The organism is Streptococcus sp. GMD5S (assembly GCF_000298715.2).
GTDB lineage: Bacteria > Bacillota > Bacilli > Lactobacillales > Streptococcaceae > Streptococcus.
In genome coordinates this window covers 1-18,497 of the sequence record NZ_AJRG02000006.1, presented here as the reverse complement: position 1 = coordinate 18,497, position 18,497 = coordinate 1, and the positions used below count along the sequence as shown (strand labels likewise).

Sequence of the window (18,497 nt, the reverse complement as noted above, 5' to 3'; positions counted from 1 at the left end):
TCTACTCCAAAATAAATCGTTCTGCTACAGTGTCTCCTAAAAAGAGACCCCTCTTTGTCATTCGGACTCGATCACCATCGATTTGCATAAGACCTTGTTGAACCAATTCTCTAATGATTTTTCCATATAGTTCATCAAAGGACCGTCCAAATTTTTCCTCAAATCGCGCCATAGAAACCCCAGATTTCTTGCGGAGTCCCAAAAACATTTCTTCTTCCATCTGCTCCTTTTGAGTCAGGTGTTCTTCAGTTATCCGAGCATTTCCTGCCTCTACTGCGCCTAGATAATGGCGGATAGGTCCGTGATTTTTATAACGAACTCCGTTCACATAACCTGACGCTCCTGCACCGATACCATAGTACTCAGCATTGTCCCAGTACATGAGATTGTGACGACTTTCAAAGCCAGGCTTGGAAAAATTTGAAATCTCATAATGCTCAAAACCAGCTCGCTCCAGTTCTGCAATGATGTACTCAAACATCTCTGCTTCTAACTCTTCCTTGGGCAGGGGCAATTTCCCACGTCGCATACGGTTCATAAAGACCGTATGGTTTTCCAAAATCAAGCTATAAAGACTCATATGAGGAATATCAAGCGAGATAGCCTTAGCTACATTATCCTTGACCTGTTCCATGGTCTGACCTGGAAGAGCGTAGATCAAGTCGATGGAGATATTGTCAAAACCAGCCAGTTTGAGCCGGTCGATATTCTCATAAATATCCTTTTCCAAATGACTGCGCCCAATCTTTTTCAGCATTTTGTCATCAAAGGTCTGCACACCTAGAGAGACACGATTGACTGGCGACTGTTTCAAAACCGCAATCTTATCCTCGTCCAAATCTCCTGGATTGGCCTCAATGGTCAACTCTTCCAAAACTGACAAGTCCAAGTTTTTAGTCAAGCCATCCAAGAGCACTTCTAATTGCGGAGCGGACAAAGCCGTTGGCGTCCCACCTCCAATGTAGAGGGTTCGCAATTTTTGGATATCATAAGAACGAAACTCTTCTAGCAGATGCTCCAAATAACTATCTACTGGTTGATTCTTGATAAACACCTTTGAAAAGTCACAATAATAACAAATCTGTGTGCAAAAGGGAATATGCACATAGGCTGATGTTGGTTTTTTCTGCATAGTATTTATTATACCACAAAGACTGCTTTCCAGATAAAAATCACCATCTCCAGAACCAGAGATGGTGATGTTTTATTCTTCTGTAATATCAATAATAATCTCTTCTTCGTCTTCTACGATATCTGGAGTTGTTGACTGGTCTTGCCACTGCTCCTTGAGATTGTTAAAGGTTTCCTTTGACGCTTCTGTAGCTTGTCGAGCACATGTTTTGGCTTGATCAAGGACACTGTCAAAAGTGATTTCACCAGATTCTACTTGTTCCTTTGTTTTCAGCACAAAGTCCGTTGCTTGTTCCTTCACTTCTGTCAATTTCTCACAGACTTGCTCTTTGGCATATTCTGGATCTTCTCTCAAATCATCTAGAAAATCTTGAGCTTGACTGCAAACTTGCTTGCCCTTGTCACTGGTTAAGAACAAGGCCAGAGCTGCACCTGAAACGGTTCCTAAAAGGATAGAGGATAGTTTTCCCATGAGATTTCTCCTTTTTTATTTTTTGAAAAATTTACTTGCGACACGGAGTGCAGATAATCCAGCACCCGTCTTAAGTGTTTTTGATCCAGCTGATGAAGCTTTCTTACTCAAGACACGCGCTTGACTATTGAGGTCAGATACTGACTCAGATAAGTCTGCTACAGCGGTAAAGAGTGGGTCGATCGTCGCAACTTTGATATTGATATCGTCTGCTAACACATTGACCTTAGCCAACAATTCATTGGTCTGATGCAAGGTAACGTCCACATCCGAGCTCAACGTTTTGATGGTTTTCTCTGTCTCATCAATCATACGACCTGCTTTTTGAATCGTGATTGTCAAATAAACTAAACAGACAATTAAAGCAATCGCTACAAGTATATATGCAACTTTTAACATTTATTTTTCCTCCTCATTCTGATAGAAAGGGGCTTTCTTTCGATTTTGATAAAGTATGATAAAAATACCGAGTCCGATAAGGACAACTGATAACCATTGGGAAACTCGCAGGCCAAAGAACATGAGGCTGTCTGTCCGCATACCTTCGATGATCATACGTCCAAAGCCATACCAAATCAAGTAGAAAGCAGTGATATGACCACGTCTGATTCCCTTTAATTTTCGTCTAAAAATCAGAATCAAAACAAAACCGATCAGATTCCAAACCGACTCATATAAGAAGGTTGGTTGACGATAGCTCCCCTCAATGTACATCTGGTCACGGATAAAGCCTGGCAAATAATCCAGATTATCTACCGCTGCACCGTAGGCTTCTTGGTTAAAGAAGTTCCCCCAGCGGCCTAAACTTTGGGCAATCAGAACGCTCGGCGCCGCAATATCTAGAAAGTCCCAAGTATTGATGAGTTTTCTATCCGCAAAGATATAAAGTACAATAGCTCCTGCTATCAAACCACCATAAATGGCCAAACCACCATTCCAGATGGCAATCACATCACCTGGATTTTGCAGATAGTAATCTAAGCGGAAGAGTACATAGTAAAGTCTGGCACCTAAAATTGCAATAGGAAAGGCAATTAAGATAAAATCTAGAATGTCATCTGACAAAATCTTCTTCTTAGGAGCTTCTTTCATGGCAAGATAGACTGCTAAGACCAAGCCTGCCACAATACATAGGGCATACCAACGAATGGAAAAAGGTCCGATTTCAAATGCAACTGGATTAATCATGTTTCACCTCATTTTGAGCGATCAGATTTGTCAAACGTTCTTCAAATAAACGCGTTGCATCAAAGCCCATTTCCTTAGCACGATAGTTCATTGCTGCCGCCTCAATAACAACAGAGATATTGCGTCCTGTTTTTACCGGGATGCGGATACGTGGAATAGCTACACCAGAAACTTCTAATTCTTCGGCATTGTTTCCTAGACGGTCAAAAGTCTTATGGGTATCGTAATTTTCCAAATAGACAGCCAGCTGAACTTGTGAAGAATCTTTTACAGCGCTTGCTCCATAGAGACTCATAACATCGATAATCCCAACTCCACGAATTTCAAGTAGATGCCTTAAGATTTCAGCAGGTTCTCCCCAAAGAGTCATCTCATCCTTAGAATAAATATCGACACGGTCATCCGCTACTAGACGATGGCCACGCTTCACGAGTTCAAGACCTGTCTCACTCTTACCGATACCACTATCCCCTTGGATCAAGACTCCCATACCATAGATATCCATCAAGACACCATGTACACTGGTACGTTTAGCTAAACGGGAATCAAGATAACTAGATAACTCTCCAGACAAACGGCTGGTTGCTGTTCGACTGGTCAAAATCGCAATTTTACATTCTCTAGCAGCCTTCAACATTTCTTCTGGAACTACCAAGCCACGGGCTACGATGACCGCTGGTGTTTCTGGCAGAAACATTTTTTTCAAAACTTGATAACGGTTTTGAGAAGGCATACTAACCAAATAGGACCACTCCTTCATCCCCAAAAGCTGGATCCGTTCTGGAGTGTAGTAATCAAAATAGCCCGTCATTTCAAGACCAGGTCTCGTAATGTCCGCTGTGTTGATTTCTTTTTCAAGCAATTCGCCTTCGCCGTATACAATATCCAGTCTGAGCTTTTCAATTACTTCTCTTACTAAAACCGACATAATTTCCTCCTTCAATCGAGTTCTCCTTACTATTATATCAAATTGTAGTTGGAAGTTTCCTTTTTTTGCAGGATTTACAGTATTTATTTGATGTTTCTTGGGGAAAGATTTGGCTAGGAAGTCTTTTCGTACTCCTTCAAATTAACCGAGACAAATCTACTGCAAATCGGTCAACATCTATCACCAAATCCCTTCCAGATTTTGCTAAGTAAATCCTTGGAAGACCTTTTGTTAATATTCTATTTGCATCAGCCATATCTTGAGGATAGGTATAGAACTGTTGACCTTTTGGGAACTGATTTTGGACTTGCCATTCTTCAAACTCCTTCAAAAAAGTCTTATGAGATGGCATACTGACTTCTTCGAACAAGGAATGGTCAAAAAATCGTACCAAACGATATAGACCATGAATCTCATCCGCAAAGCACTTATCAATCTTTTCATAGGGGTAACCTCGCCTCTGATAAGCTTGACATAAGTTTTGTAAGGACTCACTTAATGCAACTGCATCTTTTCTTGCCAAACTTATAAAATACCGAACAGAAAATTCTTCCATACCAGTTCGTTTTTTCTTCTCTAAAAACTGTTGTGCACGCAAGAGAGACTCGGATAATCTTTCTTCATCTTGATAATAAAGAGCGTATAAAAGATTCATCACATTTTCTGGATAATAGGTTCCTTTCAACAAGGGTAAATCTTTGGGGATGAATGATGGAATGACTGAAAAATCGTTACAAGCAAAAGAGGTAATCAAGCCTTTCAAAATTCCATCTGTATAAATGGTTCCACTTGCCAACAAACCGCCTCTCAGCAGCTCGGTTCTTCCTGTTTGCCATAGCGCATTGTTTAACTGTGTATAATCCCCACCTAAAAACGCAGCATAATAAGCAAAATATTTAATATCATCTAGCAATAAGCTACTGTACAATTTAACCCTTAAAACCTTGTCAGACAATACTTTTGAATCGGTTAAATACTTTTCAAAAATTCTTTGGTTTGACTCTTCAAATTCCTTCCAATCTATCGGATCAGCACAATAACCCCAATCTTCCAAGTGATTTTCACGCATCTTTTGATATTCTTTTATATACTCTTTCATAAGAATTTGTTCCTCTAAATACTATGCAAAAAAAGACTAGATAAGTCTAGCCTTTCATTTCAAATTAGAATTTTTTACGTTTACGAGCTGCTTCTGATTTACGTTTACGTTTTACAGAAGGTTTTTCATAGAATTCACGTTTGCGTGTTTCTTGAAGAGTACCAGCTTTAGTAACCGCACGTTTGAAACGACGAAGTGCATCGTCAAGAGATTCATTCTTACGTACTACTGTTTTAGACATTTTTTTCACTCCCTTCAAGTTCAAGATCTATTCCATTTTACATGCAAAATGAATAATTGTCAAGAGGAAACCTACATTTATTCCTATTTTCCAGTTTATTAATTACTTTCTTACCTATACTTTATCAAATCATACAACTTTGTTACTGCTTGTTCAAAAGGCTCAATATATTCCCAATATTCATCAGGAAGATTTGAAATCTTACTCAAGTCATTGCTATCAAAATGATATACCAGATGACAAAGAATTTGATTTTCAATAAAATGCAAATCCCTCATCTGATCTATACTAATAGAATCGAGCTTTTCTACGTAGCGACATAAATCAGCCAGCGAGTGCGAATCAAATACTTTTTCCTCGTGTAAATAATAGAGAAAGCTTTTGTTTTCAGCTCGTATATTGTCTTTTATCAGATTATTTTCTAATAGCATACTTTCATTCTCTCCTTGTATATCATAAAATAGTAAAAATTGGACCTAACTAGATCTAGTTATTCTACCAATCTATTATACCACTTCTTTCTATTGACTCATGAAAGCTAGAAAAAAACCACTCACTCCAAAGAGCAAGTGGTTCTTGTAATTTTTATTTTTCAAGCAGGCTGAGCGCCTCAGCATCAGCGATAATAGTCACATCAGGGTGGTTTTGTAGGCTGCTTGCTGGGAGGTTCTCAGTCACTGGACCCGACACTGTTCCGGCAATGGCTTCTGCTTTCGACTCACCGTAAGCAAAGAGAATAATTGACTTGGCATCCAAGATGTTTTTAATTCCCATTGAAATGGCTTGAGTTGGAACGTCTTCAATCTTGTCAAAGAAACGTGCATTGGCTTCGATGGTAGATTGATCAAGTTCTACTAGATGCGTTTGGCTATCAAATGGAGTTCCTGGCTCGTTAAAGCCGATATGTCCATTGCGACCAATTCCCAAGATTTGCAAATCAACTGGATGGTCAGCCAAAATTTGATTATAGCGTTCTACTTCTTCTTCAGCATTATCCTTAACACCACGTGGCAAGAAGCTTTCTTTAAATGGTTTTTGGTTGAACAAGTTTTCCTGCATGAAGTAACGATAAGACTGTGGATTGTCCCCATCAAGCCCTACATACTCATCAAGGTTCACACTAGTCAGATTTGAAAAATCAAGGTCACTCTCAACGATTTCCTTGTAAAACTCAAGCGGGCTGCTTCCTGTCGCAAGTCCTAATGTTTGAGCACCATTGGCCAATTTTTCCTTCAAAATCTCAAAAGCAACTTTTCCACCTTCGACTTGATTCTCAACTTTTATAACTTTCATTTTATATCCTCCATATTTCTATATTCATTATATGGTATAGACCAATTTTTGTCAAGTGAAAACGATTTAATTTCTAAAAAAAGAGCGTCTAAACTTGAAACATGTTATAATGGATAAGATTAGAACTTAGAAAGAATAATGAAAAATGAATACAGCTGATTTTGATTTCCACTTACCTGAGGAATTGATTGCCCAAACGCCCCTTGAAAAACGAGATTCCTCCAAACTCCTTATCGTTAATCGCGAGACGGGAGAAATGCAGGATAAACACTTCCACTCCATTATCGACATGCTGGAACCTGGTGATGCCCTTGTCATGAACGACACCCGTGTTCTCCCTGCCCGCCTCTATGGTCAAAAAGAGGAGACTGGAGGCCATGTGGAACTTCTCCTGCTCAAAAATACTGCTGGTGATGAGTGGGAGGTTCTCGCCAAACCAGCCAAACGCCTCAAGGTCGGTACTCGCGTCAGCTTTGGAGATGGTCGCCTCAGCGCTGTCGTTACGGAAGAATTGACCCACGGGGGCCGCATTGTCCGCTTTGAATACCAAGGAATTTTCCTAGAAGTTTTGGAAAGTCTGGGTGAAATGCCACTACCACCCTACATCCACGAAAAACTAGATGACCGTGAACGTTATCAAACGGTTTACGCTAAAGAAAGTGGCTCTGCTGCAGCACCGACTGCTGGATTGCACTTCACCAAAGAACTGCTAGCAGAAATCCAAGCCAAGGGTGTCCATTTGGTTTATTTGACCCTCCACGTTGGTTTAGGAACCTTTAGACCTGTTTCTGTTGACAATCTGGACGAACATGAAATGCACTCGGAGTTCTACCAACTTTCTGATGAAGCAGCTGCCACCCTTCGCTCAGTCAAGGAAAATGGAGGTCGCGTCATCGCTGTAGGAACCACTTCAATCCGCACACTGGAAACCATCGGTTCCAAGTTTGATGGGCAAATCCAGGCTGATTCTGGCTGGACTAATATCTTTATCAAACCAGGCTACGACTGGAAGGTTGTAGATGCTTTTTCAACCAACTTCCACCTACCCAAGTCAACTCTTGTCATGCTAGTTTCTGCCTTTGCCGGTCGTGACTTAGTCCTAGATGCCTATCACCATGCCATCCAAGAACACTACCGCTTCTTCAGTTTTGGAGATGCCATGTTTATCTATTAAGAAAATCCCTATTAGGAAACCTAATAGGGATTTTTCTAATTATTCCATACCAAACTTTGGATCTTTCAAACTCTGAACACTTGCATTGATAACTGCTCCGATAATTAAAATCTTTGCAATGAGAATAAACCAGAACATCATGACTACCACGATAATGGAACTGAAAAATCGGACATCAACCAGATGATTGACATAACTATTTACGTAGACAGAAAAGATATTCAATAAAAAGATAAGAGTTAGCAAGACAAAGACACTTCCTGGCAAAACATAGCGGATTCGTGGTGCTTTTACTTTTGGGAGGAAGTAATAAATCATAACCAGAATGGCAAAGATCAAGGCATAGACCAGAGGGCCTGTAAAGTCTTGCAGATAGGAGAATAGCGAACTGTCTGATTGCCAGTAAGTTTTGAGGAGGTTGAGCAACATACGACCAAACATACTCAAAAACAAGGCAAAGGCAAAAAGTATCTGCAAGCCGAAACTAACAAGTAGACTCATCAACTGATGGGAGATAATTCCTCGACTCTTGGTCACCCCATAGGCTTTGTTAAAAGCTTTTTGGAGGAAATCCATTGATTTCGAAAAGGTCCAGAGGGCAGATAAAACGGCAAAACTCAGCAAACCAGTTGATGGTTGAGTCAGAACTTCTCGTACAATCTTGGCAACCACATCATACACCGTATCAGGCAAGAATTCCTTGATTGTCAGTAAGAAATTTGAGACTGGAATCTGAAAATAAGGCAAAATATTGACCATTATCATTAGCAAAGGAAAGATTGAAATCAACCAATAGTAGGCAACCGCAACACTGGTCAACTCACTATCAGATGCTTGATAATAATGCAAAAAAGCTTTCAATAAGGGCCTGTCCATCAGCTCTTTCCACCACTTTTTCATGTTCCATCCTCCGTCATTTTCTTCATCATCTAAGTTCTTCTGATTAAATCTAGCATATCATAAGGTAAAGTATTTGCGGCCTCTTTCAGAGAATAATTCTCTAAATTATTCACATTTTGGCGTAGTTTTTTGGCATACTTGGCTGTTATCAGTTTAGCTTCTTCGTATTCAAAGATTGCCTTACGTTCGAGATAGTAGCCTCGTAGCATTTCATCAATATTGTTTGGCTTGATGCGATTGATAACCCGCTCAACAAAGGCACCACTTCCGATAATGGCCGTCTCGCGTAGACGAGATTCTTGCATAAAACTAATCAGAGAACTCTTGTAAACCCCTTTTAGGTTTTCCAAACTCTCGATAATCAACTCTGTATTTTCCAAATACAACTCTGAAATCTGATCATAGTCAACTGCTAGTAGTTTACGAGATTCTTCATTTATCCAACTACGGAAAGTTTTGCCAAAGGTAAACATTTCATGGAGTAGAAAGCGCAGTATCCGTAAGGAAACTAGGAAGTAATAAGTCACTCTAGAAGCGAAATTCCGATTGATACTCTGCTCCATGTTTTTTAGGTAACGTTGGTAAACTCGATAGCCACGCTCGCTGATTCTATTTTCTTCATAGGCTTGCTCCAAACCGTCACTCTCAATACTCAAGATAAGAAGCTTGAGGGACTCCCAGTCCTCTTGGACTCTCTTATTTTCCAGACTAAGGATGAGGTTTTCAATCCGACCATGGTAATTATCAATAGCTGCATAAAGAGGAAGTTTGTTCTTGTGATGGTCCAGTTCTTTTTCTAATTCTGCAGCTACATCATTCAGAATCGCAATATGCATCAAATGATCCTTGCTTTCCTCTTGTTCTTCAGATAAGTGAGGGAGGACCAATAAACCTGTTAGAAAGCTCAATAGTGTAACGCCTGCTACAAGGAAGAGTAAGAGAGGGTATTCCTGCTCCAAATGACTTGGTATGAGGAGAATGGTCGCGATAGATACTGTCCCTTTGACACCAGAGAAGGTCAAAAGAAGCATATCTTTCATGTACTTATGAATTTTTTTCTTAAGTCGACGCGTCCTCACAAAGTAAAAACCAGCAATCATGACAAAGCGGATCGCAAAAAGCAAGAATGTCAGAACGACAACTGAAATCAGTAAAAGAAGGGGATTGTAGAGAGAATTAGACAAAATCGGCTCTGCTATCAACTCTAATTCCATTCCCAAGAGAACAAAGACTGATCCATTTAGCATAAAGGTCACGGTGTGCCAGACGGTCTCCGTCACGGTGTCTACCTGAGCCTCAAGGAGCGTAATTTTCTTAAAGCGACTGGCCTTCAAAATACCTGCAACCACTACTGCGATAATCCCTGAAACATGAAACTCTTCTGCAATGAAAAAGGTCATGAGTGGCAAACTTAGCTCTAGCAATAGTTCACTGGCTATATCTATCGCTCGTACACTCAGCAAAAAGCTATGCAAGAAACGATTGACCATAGCCGTCACAAAACCGACTACAAAACCACCAAAGATAGAAAGTGCTAGGGAAGTTCCTGCTTGGCTGAATGAAAACGTTCCTGTTGTCCAAGCAGCAAGAGCCATCTGAAAGGCAACCAAACCAGAAGCATCATTTAAGAGTCCTTCCCCTTTTAGGATATTAGAAACCCGTTTTGGAAAACGAAAACGTTCAGAAAGAGATGCAAAGGCAACCAAATCTGTTGGCCCAAGTGCCGCTCCAACTGCTAAACAGGCAGCTAAAGGAAGGATCATCCAAAGGAAGTGAGCCATGCCCCCTAAACTTAAAGTCGAGATAAAAATCACAGGAAAAATCAGAAAGACGACAATCCGCCAGTGCTTCAAAATGGACGTAATATCCGCTTCTTCTGCCTCCCGGAAAAGTAAGGGACCAATAACCATGGCTAGAAACAGCTCTGTATTGAGATGAAAGTCCGCATCGGGAACAAATAAGCCAATCCCAATCCCTAAAAGGATTTGCACAAGAGGAAGGGGCAAAAAAGGGAGAAGTTTATTGGTCGTAGTTGAAATGATTAAGACAAATAAAAATAGAATCAAGTAAATAAGTAATTCCACACAATTCCTCCTTAATCTTTTTTACAACAAGATTCAAAAATCTCCTTTTGCTCTTGGATTTTCTGATCAATCTTAGAACAGTCTTTGTGCTCAATTTTTTTCTGGCATCGTTCCATTTCAAGAGCCACTAATTTTTTCTTGATTTTAAGCATTTTCTTGCTCATATGTGCTTCGTCGAGTACCCCGACTGCTCGCTCGTGATGCGTTGACTCGACAAAATTTTGGCGCATTGTCTCAAGCTTCTCACGAAGGTATTGTTTATCCATGTCTATACCTTTCTAATTTTTCAATCATAACTAAAAACGGTGGATTATTAACTTGGTTGAGAGTCCGATAAATGGCAGCTGTATACTCTTGTTGGTTCAACTGGCTAACAAAATCCAATACAGCATCCCTCTCGGTGTCTCCTCCTTCATGACCATAGTAAATCATGATCGCAATCCGTCCTCCTTTGACAAGCAAATGACACAGTTTCTCTAATGCTTCGATAGTAGTCTGAGGTTGTGTGATGACGGATTTGTCAGCAGAAGGTAAATAACCCAGATTGAAAATCCCTGCCTTAGCTTCTGTAACAAACTGGTCTAGCGTCTCATGACCTTGCAAGATTAACTGGGCATTTGTCATTCCAGTCTGATCCAAACGCTCTTGCGTCTTCTCCAAAGCCTGCTCCTGGATATCAAAGGCATAGACTTGCTTGGCTAGCTTGGCTAAAAAAAGGGTATCGTGGCCATTACCCATGGTCGCATCCACTACAATATCCTCTTTTGTCACAACTTCCGCTAAAAAATCATGTGCCATCTCAAGTGGTCTTTTCATTTTAAAACTCCTGTTTTACAGCCTTGCATCCTTGCACACTTCCACGACGTCGCATCTCAGTTTCAATAGCATTTAGCACTTCCCATTTATTGAGGCTCCACATAGGACCAATCAGCATATCTCTAGGTGCATCTCCTGTAATTCGATGGATGACGATATGCTTAGGAATGATTTCTAGTTGGTCACAAATGACCTTGACATACTCGTCCTGACTCATCAGTTGCAAGCGTCCTTCGTGGTAATCTCGCTGCATCCGTGTATTAGTCATCAGGTGAAGCAAGTGCAGTTTAATTCCTTGAATATCATTGTCCGTGACACAGCGACGGACATTTTCAATCATCATCTCATGAGTCTCACCGGGCAAACCATTGATCAAATGGGAAACAATCTCAATCTTGGGATACTTTCTCAAGCGTTTTACTGTTTCAACATACAATTCATAAGAATGGGCACGGTTAATCAGGTCAGAGGTTGCTTCAAAGGTTGTCTGTAATCCCAATTCAACCGTCAAATGCATGCGTTCCGATAACTCAGCCAAATATTCGATTGTTTCATCAGGTAAGCAATCCGGACGTGTTCCGATATTGATCCCTACTACACCTGGCTCGTTGATAGCCTGCTCATAACGTTCCCGAATCACTTCCACCTTTTCATGGGTGTTGGTAAAGTTTTGGAAATAAACCAAGTACTTCTGAACATCTGGCCATTTGCGGTGCATAAAGTCAATTTCCTTATAAAATTGCTCACGAATAGGGGCATCCGGTGCCACGATGGCATCTCCAGAACCTGAAACCGTACAAAAAGTACAGCCCCCATGAGCTACAGTTCCATCCCGATTTGGACAGTCAAATCCCGCATCGATAGGAACTTTGAAAGTCTTCTCTCCAAAAAGTTTTCGATAATAATCATTCAAGGTATTATAAGATTTCATAACTTTCATTATAACAAAAAACACCTACAATCTCAAAAGCCTGACTTTCCAACAAATTCCCTTGTTTCTCATTTCCTTTAGCGTTTTTTTATGATACAATATGGGTATGATTTTAATGAAAATAGCATCTATTTTATTATTGATATTAACCTTGGTGGTTTGCTTTATTGTCACCAAGCTTTTCGGACTTAGGAAAATAGGATTTAATTTCGCGGATCTAGCTTTTCCACTGTTGGTATTCGAGTATTACCTGATTACTGCTAAAGCCTTTACCCACAACTTTCTACCGCGACTTGGAGTCGCACTTTCTCTCCTAGCAATCCTCCTTGTAGTCTTTTTCCTTGTCAAAAAACGAAGTTTTTATTACCCTAAATTCATCAAATTCTTCTGGAGAGCCGGTTTTCTCCTTACCTTAATCATCTATATTGCTATGATTGTCGAATTGATGATGCTCCCATAAAAAACATTCCCTCAGACAGCTGTCTAAGGGAATGTTTTTATCTTCATAACTTGTTTTCTAAGCTCTACCAAGATACTTTTTTTATTTCCTAAATGTTAAGGCGTAGAATTTACCATCCCAAAGAAGTTTCATTTCCTTTTCCTTAACTTCACTTGGAACAGCATTCTCAATTTCACTCAAATCAACAGTAGCATCTTTAAAATAATCCTTACTAAAATGATTTTTCTTATATTGCTGATCCACATAGTCAGCCGTCTCATCTGCAATTAAAAGCTTGGTTCCTGGCTTCGCCACTCGTAGCATTTCCTGCATAGCCTTGGCCTTATCATTGAAAAAATTGATTCCGCCAATATGGTAGACAATGTCAAAACTATTATCCGCAAAGGGTAAATCCTCCGCGCAAGCATGGAAAAGTTGCAAATTAGTCTTTTTAGCGCAAGATTTCTGGCATTTTTCTAGCATACTGATAGAAATATCTACCCCTACAAAGTCTAAACTTTTCAGGTCAATTGTCTCAGGGATATAACGGAGGTCTTGACCAGTCCCGATAGAGACATAAAGAACTGATAAATTATCTTTCCATTCTATTTCCTCCATCAGATCCCTTCTCAACTTATCAATCGCCTTGCCGTGGAGAAGTGGTCCTATCCATTTCTCACTCATATCATACCAACGAGCCATACGGTTATACATGGTCATGTATTTAGCATTATCTCCAGATAGATAATCTGGATTAAGAGACAGATAGATAGCCACTTCTTTTTGAAAATTTTCTACCTCCAAACCTGACTTCAATTTATCTTGTAATCTTGTTTCAATCATATGCAACATCTCCTTTTCTATTTGTCACCTATTATAGTGGAATTCATCGCAAAAACAATAGCTTTTTAGTAAGTGGCAACTATCCACTTGTATCTGGTAGTAGAACCAGGGTTAGTTACAAAAAAACAAGTGCCAATTTCCATTGACACTTGTTTCCACTTTTAAACTGTCTTGCAAAATTTCGTGAAAGATACCGTTTAAAAAACTTAATCTTCTTTTTTGCGTCTTGCCAAGAATCCTGTTCCCAATCCAAGAAGGGCGATTCCAGCTACTAGAGCCACTTGGTTAGACTTGCTTCCTGTATTAGGCAATTCCCCACCTTTTTTAGGCTTACCTGGTTCATTTGGTTTGCCAGGTGTTGGTTTTTCAGGAGTGTGCGTATTTGTAATGTTGTAACCTTCTACTGAAGCTGTATAACCATCTGGAACATTCACTTCTTCAACAGTGTAGGCAATCTCCTTACCTTCTTGATAACGATCAAGATCTGTAAATTCATAAGTCCAACCACTTGCTTCTGAAGCTATTGCAGTTTTACCAGTATCTTTACCATTGGCAAATAGTTTAACTGTAATAGATGCTGGGCGAGCGTCTTTATGGTTTTCATCACCTTTCCAGATTTTCTTACCTTTTACAGATGTTTTCTCTGGTGTATGAGTGTTGGTCACATTCATACCAGTTTCAGTAGCTGTGTAAACTGTAGGAACACCAACTTCTTTGACTGTGTACTCGATTGGCTTACCATTTTGGTAACGGTCCAGATTAGTAAATTCATACTTCCAGCCTGTTTCCGCTGTGGCTGTAGCTTCTTGGCCAGTTTCTTTACCATTCGCAAGTAGCTTCACTGTGATAGATGCTGGACGGATACGATCTTGGTCGTTATTGTCAATCCAAGTCTTTTGTCCACTTACAGCAATTTTTTCTGGTGTATATTCATTGGTAATGGTGTACTTACCTTCTTTTTCTGTGGTGATTGTTGAAGTATATCCTTTCACAACCACTTCTTTGACAGTATACTTGATTAGTTTACCATTTTCATACTTAGGAAGTGCTTTTGATTCGAACTTCCAACCAGTTTTTTCTGAAACTTCAATTTCTTGAACAACTTTGTCGCCGTTAAGAATTTGAACTTTCACAGATGTTGTACGTTTGCCGTCTTGGTTGTTGTTATCTTTCCACACCTTAGTTCCTGAAAGGATAACTGTATCTGGATTGTGAGTGTTAGTCACTACTTGACCAGTTACAGAGGCTTCATAGCCAGCTGGCACATCCACTTCCTTGATTGAGTATGTGATTTCTTTACCAGCTTCGTATTGTGGAAGATTTGTGAAGGATGCTACCCAAGTGTTAGCGTCGGTCTTATCCTTAGCTGTCAAGGTTAATTTCTTACCTTCAACGGCTACTGGATCAGCATCTCCTACTTTTTTATAAAGTTGAACCGTTACGGACTCAGGACGTTTGCCGTCTTGGTTATTAGCGTCGTTCCATACTTTTGTTACCTTGTAGTCGATTGCTTTAGGAGCATATTTGTTTGTGATGGTAAAGTCTGTAATAGTAGATTCGTATTCTGCTACGGCTTCTTCTGTTACAGTGTATTTGATTTCTTTACCAGCTTTATATTTTGCTAATTTCGTGAATTCGACAGTCCATGTTCCGTCTGCAGCAGCCTGAATTTCTTTCGAATCAACTTTCTGACCGTCTGCTAAAAGATTGATTGTAATCTTAGTCGGACGTTTGCCGTCTTGGTTATTAGCGTCATCCCAGTTCTTAGTTGCTTTTACATCAACTGTTTCTGGTGAATAGCTATTTGTGATAGTGAATCCTGATGCAGCATCACCAGTAATTTCAGAAGTATAACCAGCAACAGTTACTTCTACTACAGTGTACTGAATAGGTGTTCCGCCTTTATCAGCATCAAGGTTTGTGAAGCTTCCAGTCCAACCGTTTGCGGCATTGAGCTCAAGTGTCTTACCAGTATCTTGACCATCCGCAAGCAATTTAACTGTGACAGAAGTTGGACGTTTACCGTCTTGGTTGTTCTCGTCCTTCCATACTTTCTTCACAGGAACTTCCGTTTTTGCTGGAGTGTAAGTATTCTCAAAAGCTTTTTCATCATCGTAAGAAACAGTTGCTTCAAGTGCACCTTTGCCCTTATCTACTACAGTAACTGTAGCCGTGATAGTTTTAGTGTCGTACTTGATGCTTGTATCACTGCCAGCTTTTTCAGCAATTTTAAAGGTATAAGTCCCTGCTTTGTCGAATTCCAATTCTGAGAAAGCAATGTTTCCGTCTTTGTCATTCTTCACAGTTTCTTTCACCTTACCATCTTGGTCTGTTAAAGTGAATTCAAACTCTTCAGCCTTCAACTCACGACCTGTAAGTTTTTTATTAGCTTTAATCTTGGCTTTAGCTTTGCTACGTTTATTTGTAACTGTTTTGATAGCTCCATCTTGTCCAACAGTCATCTCAAATGGAGTAGGATTTAACTCATATCCCTCAGGAGCCTCAATTTCGGTTACCGTAAAGTTCCCTTTCTTGATATCACTTTCTGAGTAAATAGATGATTCAGCAATTCCGTCATCATTTGTCGTTACAATTTCCTCTTTAGCCGTAGCTCCTGCCGGAGGAGTAATCTTGAATTTTGCTCCTTTTAGACGGTCATGAGTCAGCTCGTCGACCTTGTAAAGAATGATACGGTACCCTGTTTCTAACTGAATTGTACCGCCAGAAGCAACGACTGAGTTTCCGATTTGCTTAACGACTGTCTTATTACTATAGTCGTCATATGTTAGAATCTGGTCATCACCCTTCATTTCAGCATTGTTTTGGACTTGCGTGCCATCCGCTGGAGCACTTGTTTTATAATTAATTCGAAATGCTGCTGGTTTCCCGTTCTTCGCAAGAATTGAAGATGCATTGTTAATTGTTAAAGTAAATTCTGTGTAAGAATCATTCCATTTTACTTGGTAATCCTTACCAGCTTCTAAAACCACTTCATCTTTCAAATAATAATATTGATCATACCAACCTGCCGTGACGCTAAATGTTTCAGGAATCATTTGCATTGGTGAAGCATTTGGATCTACCCAGTCATGAATTTCAATTTTATTATAGGCTGCTTGTTTCGGATTAACACGAACATACCAGCTGTGTAAGTATTTTCCACTCTTATTTAGAGCCTTGGATGTCCAATCCTCTTTGTAAATCAAACCATGATATTTATTGAAATTAGCTCGACCGATTCCTTCAGAATAATCAGCCGTATCACCTTTTTTAACCTTGATTTGATGGGTGATTTCATTTATGGTTTCCGTTTTATCAAAACGGAGCGTTTCATTGCTTAATTCATTTTTAGAACTAAAACCAACAAAGAAATTTCCTTTAACGTTTTGGACTTGATAGCCACCTTTTTTCTCAAGATAGGTTTTCAGATTTTTTAATGTAATAGTCGCCTTACCACCATTATTATCCCCGTTTGATACAATTTGAGTTTCTCCGATAACGAGATCTGTTTCCTTATCTTTTAAATCAAAAGTTTCATTTCTAACAGTTAAAGGGCTCGGAACAGTAAAGGTAAAGGTATCACCGTCCTCTAATTTACCATCATAGGCGCTCAAATCGTAATCAACAGTGAATTTATAATTTGAGTAGTTATGATGTTCAGGAGAAAGTGTATAAACACCATTCGCATCCGGTTTTATAAACTTACCATTATCAACCTCCCAAATACCAATATTACTGATAACGTTCTTCAGTTCCTTTGCTTGAACTGAATTTGGAGCAAAGATCATCCCTAGCAAACAGGCCAGAGAAGTTAGGATGGGTAACCAAAATTTCTTGTCCTTCATAATCTTCCTTTCTAAATTACCGAAAACATTAAAACGACAAACTATGATTATAAAATCTCAACACTCATCTCCTTTCGAATTCGTTGAAATCCATGAGGGTTATTGAATAAGTTACATCATATTAACATGTTTCATAACTATATGTGAGTGCAATATTTATCATATTTGTTCTATTTTTAATATAGAAACCTCCTTTAGTTTCATTATAAAACAAAATTAACTTTTTTTGTAATATTATGAGGTTATTGCCTTTTGAAAATATTGACACAGTGTAAAATTATTGCCATAAAAACTAATTCTTTCATCAGACTGAAGTTTCTTTAAGTATAGTGTACACTTACGAACAACTTCTCTTTTAAACAAACAGAAAGAAACATTGAACTAAACATTCCATTTATTTATAAGTTTGATATACCTTAATAATTATCCAAACTATTTTATATAAGTAAAAATCAGAAGAAATCTAGTAATAGTCATATCCCATCCTGATAAATAGTTTAATTTAGCATATTTCATTATTCTGAACCATAAAAAAAGACCAGGGGGTTATCCCTGATCTTTCATTACTGTACTTATTGGCTACTAAATGAGATTAGTCTTCTTTTCTTCGTTTAGTTGCTACAAGACCTGCACCTAAAGCTAGAAGAGCTAAACCTGCTGCTAATGCAGCTTGTCCAGATTCGCTTCCAGTGTTTGGTAGGTTAGGATTTTCTGGTTCAGTTTGGTCCGTTACTACTAACTTACCATCCTTAAACTCAACCTGATTTCCACTAGCATTTACCACTGTTACAGTTCCGTCGTAGTTAACTTGGAATGTAATATCTGTTACTGCTAAGTATCCAGTTGGAGCGGCTTCTTCATGGAAAGTATATACTCCTGGAGTCAAATCAAGTACATGTGATTGATTGGCTTTTGAAGTCCATTCAGCCACAGGACTACCTGCAACTTTTTCTCCACGGAAAATTTGGATTTTTGCACCCGCGATTTCTTCACCCGCTAGATTTACCTTGCTGAAGGTAATCTTACGTGGAAGGTCATCGTCTTTGTCGGTTACAGTTACTGTTGAGCCATTTGTAACGACTTTGTTTTCTTCACCCTTAGAGTCTTTCTCAC

General features: G+C 39.3%; 19 protein-coding genes. 2 read left to right on the top strand and 17 right to left on the bottom strand.

Annotation, left to right across the window (positions count from 1 at the left end):
- Position 1: 1 nt before the first annotated feature.
- The 9 genes from hemW to GMD5S_RS0204245 form a co-directional block, all read right to left on the bottom strand.
- Positions 2 to 1,132, bottom strand: coding sequence for a radical SAM family heme chaperone HemW (gene hemW, locus GMD5S_RS0204285; RefSeq protein ID WP_001170089.1), 1,131 nt, complete (start codon positions 1,130 to 1,132; stop codon positions 2 to 4).
- A gap of 72 nt (positions 1,133 to 1,204) precedes the next feature.
- On the bottom strand, positions 1,205 to 1,603 hold the full coding sequence (locus GMD5S_RS0204280; protein ID WP_000517371.1) for a YtxH domain-containing protein: 399 nt from the start codon (positions 1,601 to 1,603) through the stop codon (positions 1,205 to 1,207).
- Positions 1,604 to 1,618: 15 nt separating this feature from the next.
- Complete coding sequence (locus GMD5S_RS0204275) at positions 1,619 to 2,002, bottom strand: DUF948 domain-containing protein (RefSeq protein ID WP_000921582.1); 384 nt, start codon at positions 2,000 to 2,002, stop codon at positions 1,619 to 1,621.
- Positions 2,003 to 2,791 carry a prolipoprotein diacylglyceryl transferase gene (lgt, locus tag GMD5S_RS0204270; RefSeq protein ID WP_000609720.1) on the bottom strand — a complete coding sequence of 263 codons (789 nt, stop codon included), beginning with the start codon at positions 2,789 to 2,791 and terminating at the stop codon, positions 2,003 to 2,005.
- Positions 2,784 to 3,719, bottom strand: coding sequence for an HPr(Ser) kinase/phosphatase (gene hprK, locus GMD5S_RS0204265; protein WP_000115193.1), 936 nt, complete (start codon positions 3,717 to 3,719; stop codon positions 2,784 to 2,786). The genes lgt and hprK overlap by 8 nt, the downstream gene beginning before the upstream one ends.
- Positions 3,720 to 3,855: 136 nt before the next feature.
- On the bottom strand, positions 3,856 to 4,818 hold the full coding sequence (locus GMD5S_RS0204260) for a hypothetical protein (protein ID WP_000666153.1): 963 nt from the start codon (positions 4,816 to 4,818) through the stop codon (positions 3,856 to 3,858).
- 64 nt (positions 4,819 to 4,882) lie between these two features.
- Positions 4,883 to 5,059 (bottom strand): 30S ribosomal protein S21, encoded by a 177-nt coding sequence (gene rpsU / locus GMD5S_RS0204255; RefSeq protein ID WP_000048054.1) that lies wholly within the window; start codon positions 5,057 to 5,059, stop codon positions 4,883 to 4,885.
- A gap of 110 nt (positions 5,060 to 5,169) precedes the next feature.
- Positions 5,170 to 5,490, bottom strand: a complete 321-nt coding sequence (locus tag GMD5S_RS0204250) for a hypothetical protein (protein WP_000923698.1) — start codon at positions 5,488 to 5,490, stop codon at positions 5,170 to 5,172.
- 154 nt (positions 5,491 to 5,644) lie between these two features.
- The gene (locus GMD5S_RS0204245) at positions 5,645 to 6,352 is read right to left on the bottom strand and encodes a glucosamine-6-phosphate deaminase (protein ID WP_000864607.1); all 708 of its coding nucleotides are present in this window, start codon (positions 6,350 to 6,352) and stop codon (positions 5,645 to 5,647) included.
- A 145-nt stretch (positions 6,353 to 6,497) separates the two neighbouring features.
- Between GMD5S_RS0204245 and queA the strand changes: the two genes are divergently transcribed.
- Positions 6,498 to 7,526, top strand: coding sequence for a tRNA preQ1(34) S-adenosylmethionine ribosyltransferase-isomerase QueA (gene queA, locus GMD5S_RS0204240; RefSeq protein ID WP_001090174.1), 1,029 nt, complete (start codon positions 6,498 to 6,500; stop codon positions 7,524 to 7,526).
- A 39-nt stretch (positions 7,527 to 7,565) separates the two neighbouring features.
- Here queA and GMD5S_RS0204235 read toward each other — a convergent pair whose 3' ends face one another.
- The 5 genes from GMD5S_RS0204235 to GMD5S_RS0204215 are packed head-to-tail and all read right to left on the bottom strand — an operon-like array spanning position 7,566 to position 12,266.
- Positions 7,566 to 8,426, bottom strand: coding sequence for a YihY/virulence factor BrkB family protein (locus GMD5S_RS0204235; protein WP_000759518.1), 861 nt, complete (start codon positions 8,424 to 8,426; stop codon positions 7,566 to 7,568).
- A gap of 29 nt (positions 8,427 to 8,455) precedes the next feature.
- Positions 8,456 to 10,510, bottom strand: coding sequence for a cation:proton antiporter (locus tag GMD5S_RS0204230; protein ID WP_000421608.1), 2,055 nt, complete (start codon positions 10,508 to 10,510; stop codon positions 8,456 to 8,458).
- An 11-nt stretch (positions 10,511 to 10,521) separates the two neighbouring features.
- Positions 10,522 to 10,776 carry a hypothetical protein gene (locus tag GMD5S_RS0204225; protein WP_000361100.1) on the bottom strand — a complete coding sequence of 85 codons (255 nt, stop codon included), beginning with the start codon at positions 10,774 to 10,776 and terminating at the stop codon, positions 10,522 to 10,524.
- Positions 10,769 to 11,326 carry a tRNA (mnm(5)s(2)U34)-methyltransferase gene (locus tag GMD5S_RS0204220; protein ID WP_000828424.1) on the bottom strand — a complete coding sequence of 186 codons (558 nt, stop codon included), beginning with the start codon at positions 11,324 to 11,326 and terminating at the stop codon, positions 10,769 to 10,771. The genes GMD5S_RS0204225 and GMD5S_RS0204220 overlap by 8 nt, the downstream gene beginning before the upstream one ends.
- A gap of 1 nt (position 11,327) precedes the next feature.
- Positions 11,328 to 12,266, bottom strand: a complete 939-nt coding sequence (locus GMD5S_RS0204215; RefSeq protein WP_000867024.1) for a TIGR01212 family radical SAM protein — start codon at positions 12,264 to 12,266, stop codon at positions 11,328 to 11,330.
- A 91-nt stretch (positions 12,267 to 12,357) separates the two neighbouring features.
- Here GMD5S_RS0204215 and GMD5S_RS0204210 point away from each other — a divergent pair, with 91 nt between their 5' ends.
- On the top strand, positions 12,358 to 12,717 hold the full coding sequence (locus GMD5S_RS0204210) for a DUF3397 domain-containing protein (RefSeq protein WP_000525394.1): 360 nt from the start codon (positions 12,358 to 12,360) through the stop codon (positions 12,715 to 12,717).
- A gap of 81 nt (positions 12,718 to 12,798) precedes the next feature.
- On the opposite strand, the gene GMD5S_RS0204205 is transcribed toward GMD5S_RS0204210, so the two are convergent.
- From GMD5S_RS0204205 to GMD5S_RS0204195, 3 genes are all read right to left on the bottom strand, one after another.
- Positions 12,799 to 13,539, bottom strand: coding sequence for a class I SAM-dependent methyltransferase (locus GMD5S_RS0204205; RefSeq protein ID WP_000573484.1), 741 nt, complete (start codon positions 13,537 to 13,539; stop codon positions 12,799 to 12,801).
- Positions 13,540 to 13,745: 206 nt separating this feature from the next.
- Positions 13,746 to 17,384 carry a Cna B-type domain-containing protein gene (locus tag GMD5S_RS0204200; RefSeq protein WP_000653336.1) on the bottom strand — a complete coding sequence of 1,213 codons (3,639 nt, stop codon included), beginning with the start codon at positions 17,382 to 17,384 and terminating at the stop codon, positions 13,746 to 13,748.
- Between the two features lie 592 nt (positions 17,385 to 17,976).
- Positions 17,977 to 18,497 (bottom strand): prealbumin-like fold domain-containing protein (locus tag GMD5S_RS0204195; protein ID WP_029710653.1); only part of this gene is annotated, 521 nt, incomplete at its 5' end.

Bases quoted from the DNA above. Each gene is read 5' to 3' on its own strand.
- hemW (WP_001170089.1), bottom strand. From the start codon at position 1,132: ATGCAGAAAAAACCAACATCAGCCTATGTGCATATTCCCTTTTGCACA.
- GMD5S_RS0204280 (WP_000517371.1), bottom strand. From the start codon at position 1,603: ATGGGAAAACTATCCTCTATCCTTTTAGGAACCGTTTCAGGTGCAGCT.
- GMD5S_RS0204275 (WP_000921582.1), bottom strand. From the start codon at position 2,002: ATGTTAAAAGTTGCATATATACTTGTAGCGATTGCTTTAATTGTCTGT.
- lgt (WP_000609720.1), bottom strand. From the start codon at position 2,791: ATGATTAATCCAGTTGCATTTGAAATCGGACCTTTTTCCATTCGTTGG.
- hprK (WP_000115193.1), bottom strand. From the start codon at position 3,719: ATGTCGGTTTTAGTAAGAGAAGTAATTGAAAAGCTCAGACTGGATATT.
- GMD5S_RS0204260 (WP_000666153.1), bottom strand. From the start codon at position 4,818: ATGAAAGAGTATATAAAAGAATATCAAAAGATGCGTGAAAATCACTTG.
- rpsU (WP_000048054.1), bottom strand. From the start codon at position 5,059: ATGTCTAAAACAGTAGTACGTAAGAATGAATCTCTTGACGATGCACTT.
- GMD5S_RS0204250 (WP_000923698.1), bottom strand. From the start codon at position 5,490: ATGCTATTAGAAAATAATCTGATAAAAGACAATATACGAGCTGAAAAC.
- GMD5S_RS0204245 (WP_000864607.1), bottom strand. From the start codon at position 6,352: ATGAAAGTTATAAAAGTTGAGAATCAAGTCGAAGGTGGAAAAGTTGCT.
- queA (WP_001090174.1), top strand. From the start codon at position 6,498: ATGAATACAGCTGATTTTGATTTCCACTTACCTGAGGAATTGATTGCC.
- GMD5S_RS0204235 (WP_000759518.1), bottom strand. From the start codon at position 8,426: ATGAAAAAGTGGTGGAAAGAGCTGATGGACAGGCCCTTATTGAAAGCT.
- GMD5S_RS0204225 (WP_000361100.1), bottom strand. From the start codon at position 10,776: ATGGATAAACAATACCTTCGTGAGAAGCTTGAGACAATGCGCCAAAAT.
- GMD5S_RS0204220 (WP_000828424.1), bottom strand. From the start codon at position 11,326: ATGAAAAGACCACTTGAGATGGCACATGATTTTTTAGCGGAAGTTGTG.
- GMD5S_RS0204215 (WP_000867024.1), bottom strand. From the start codon at position 12,266: ATGAAAGTTATGAAATCTTATAATACCTTGAATGATTATTATCGAAAA.
- GMD5S_RS0204210 (WP_000525394.1), top strand. From the start codon at position 12,358: ATGGGTATGATTTTAATGAAAATAGCATCTATTTTATTATTGATATTA.
- GMD5S_RS0204205 (WP_000573484.1), bottom strand. From the start codon at position 13,539: ATGATTGAAACAAGATTACAAGATAAATTGAAGTCAGGTTTGGAGGTA.
- GMD5S_RS0204200 (WP_000653336.1), bottom strand. From the start codon at position 17,384: ATGAAGGACAAGAAATTTTGGTTACCCATCCTAACTTCTCTGGCCTGT.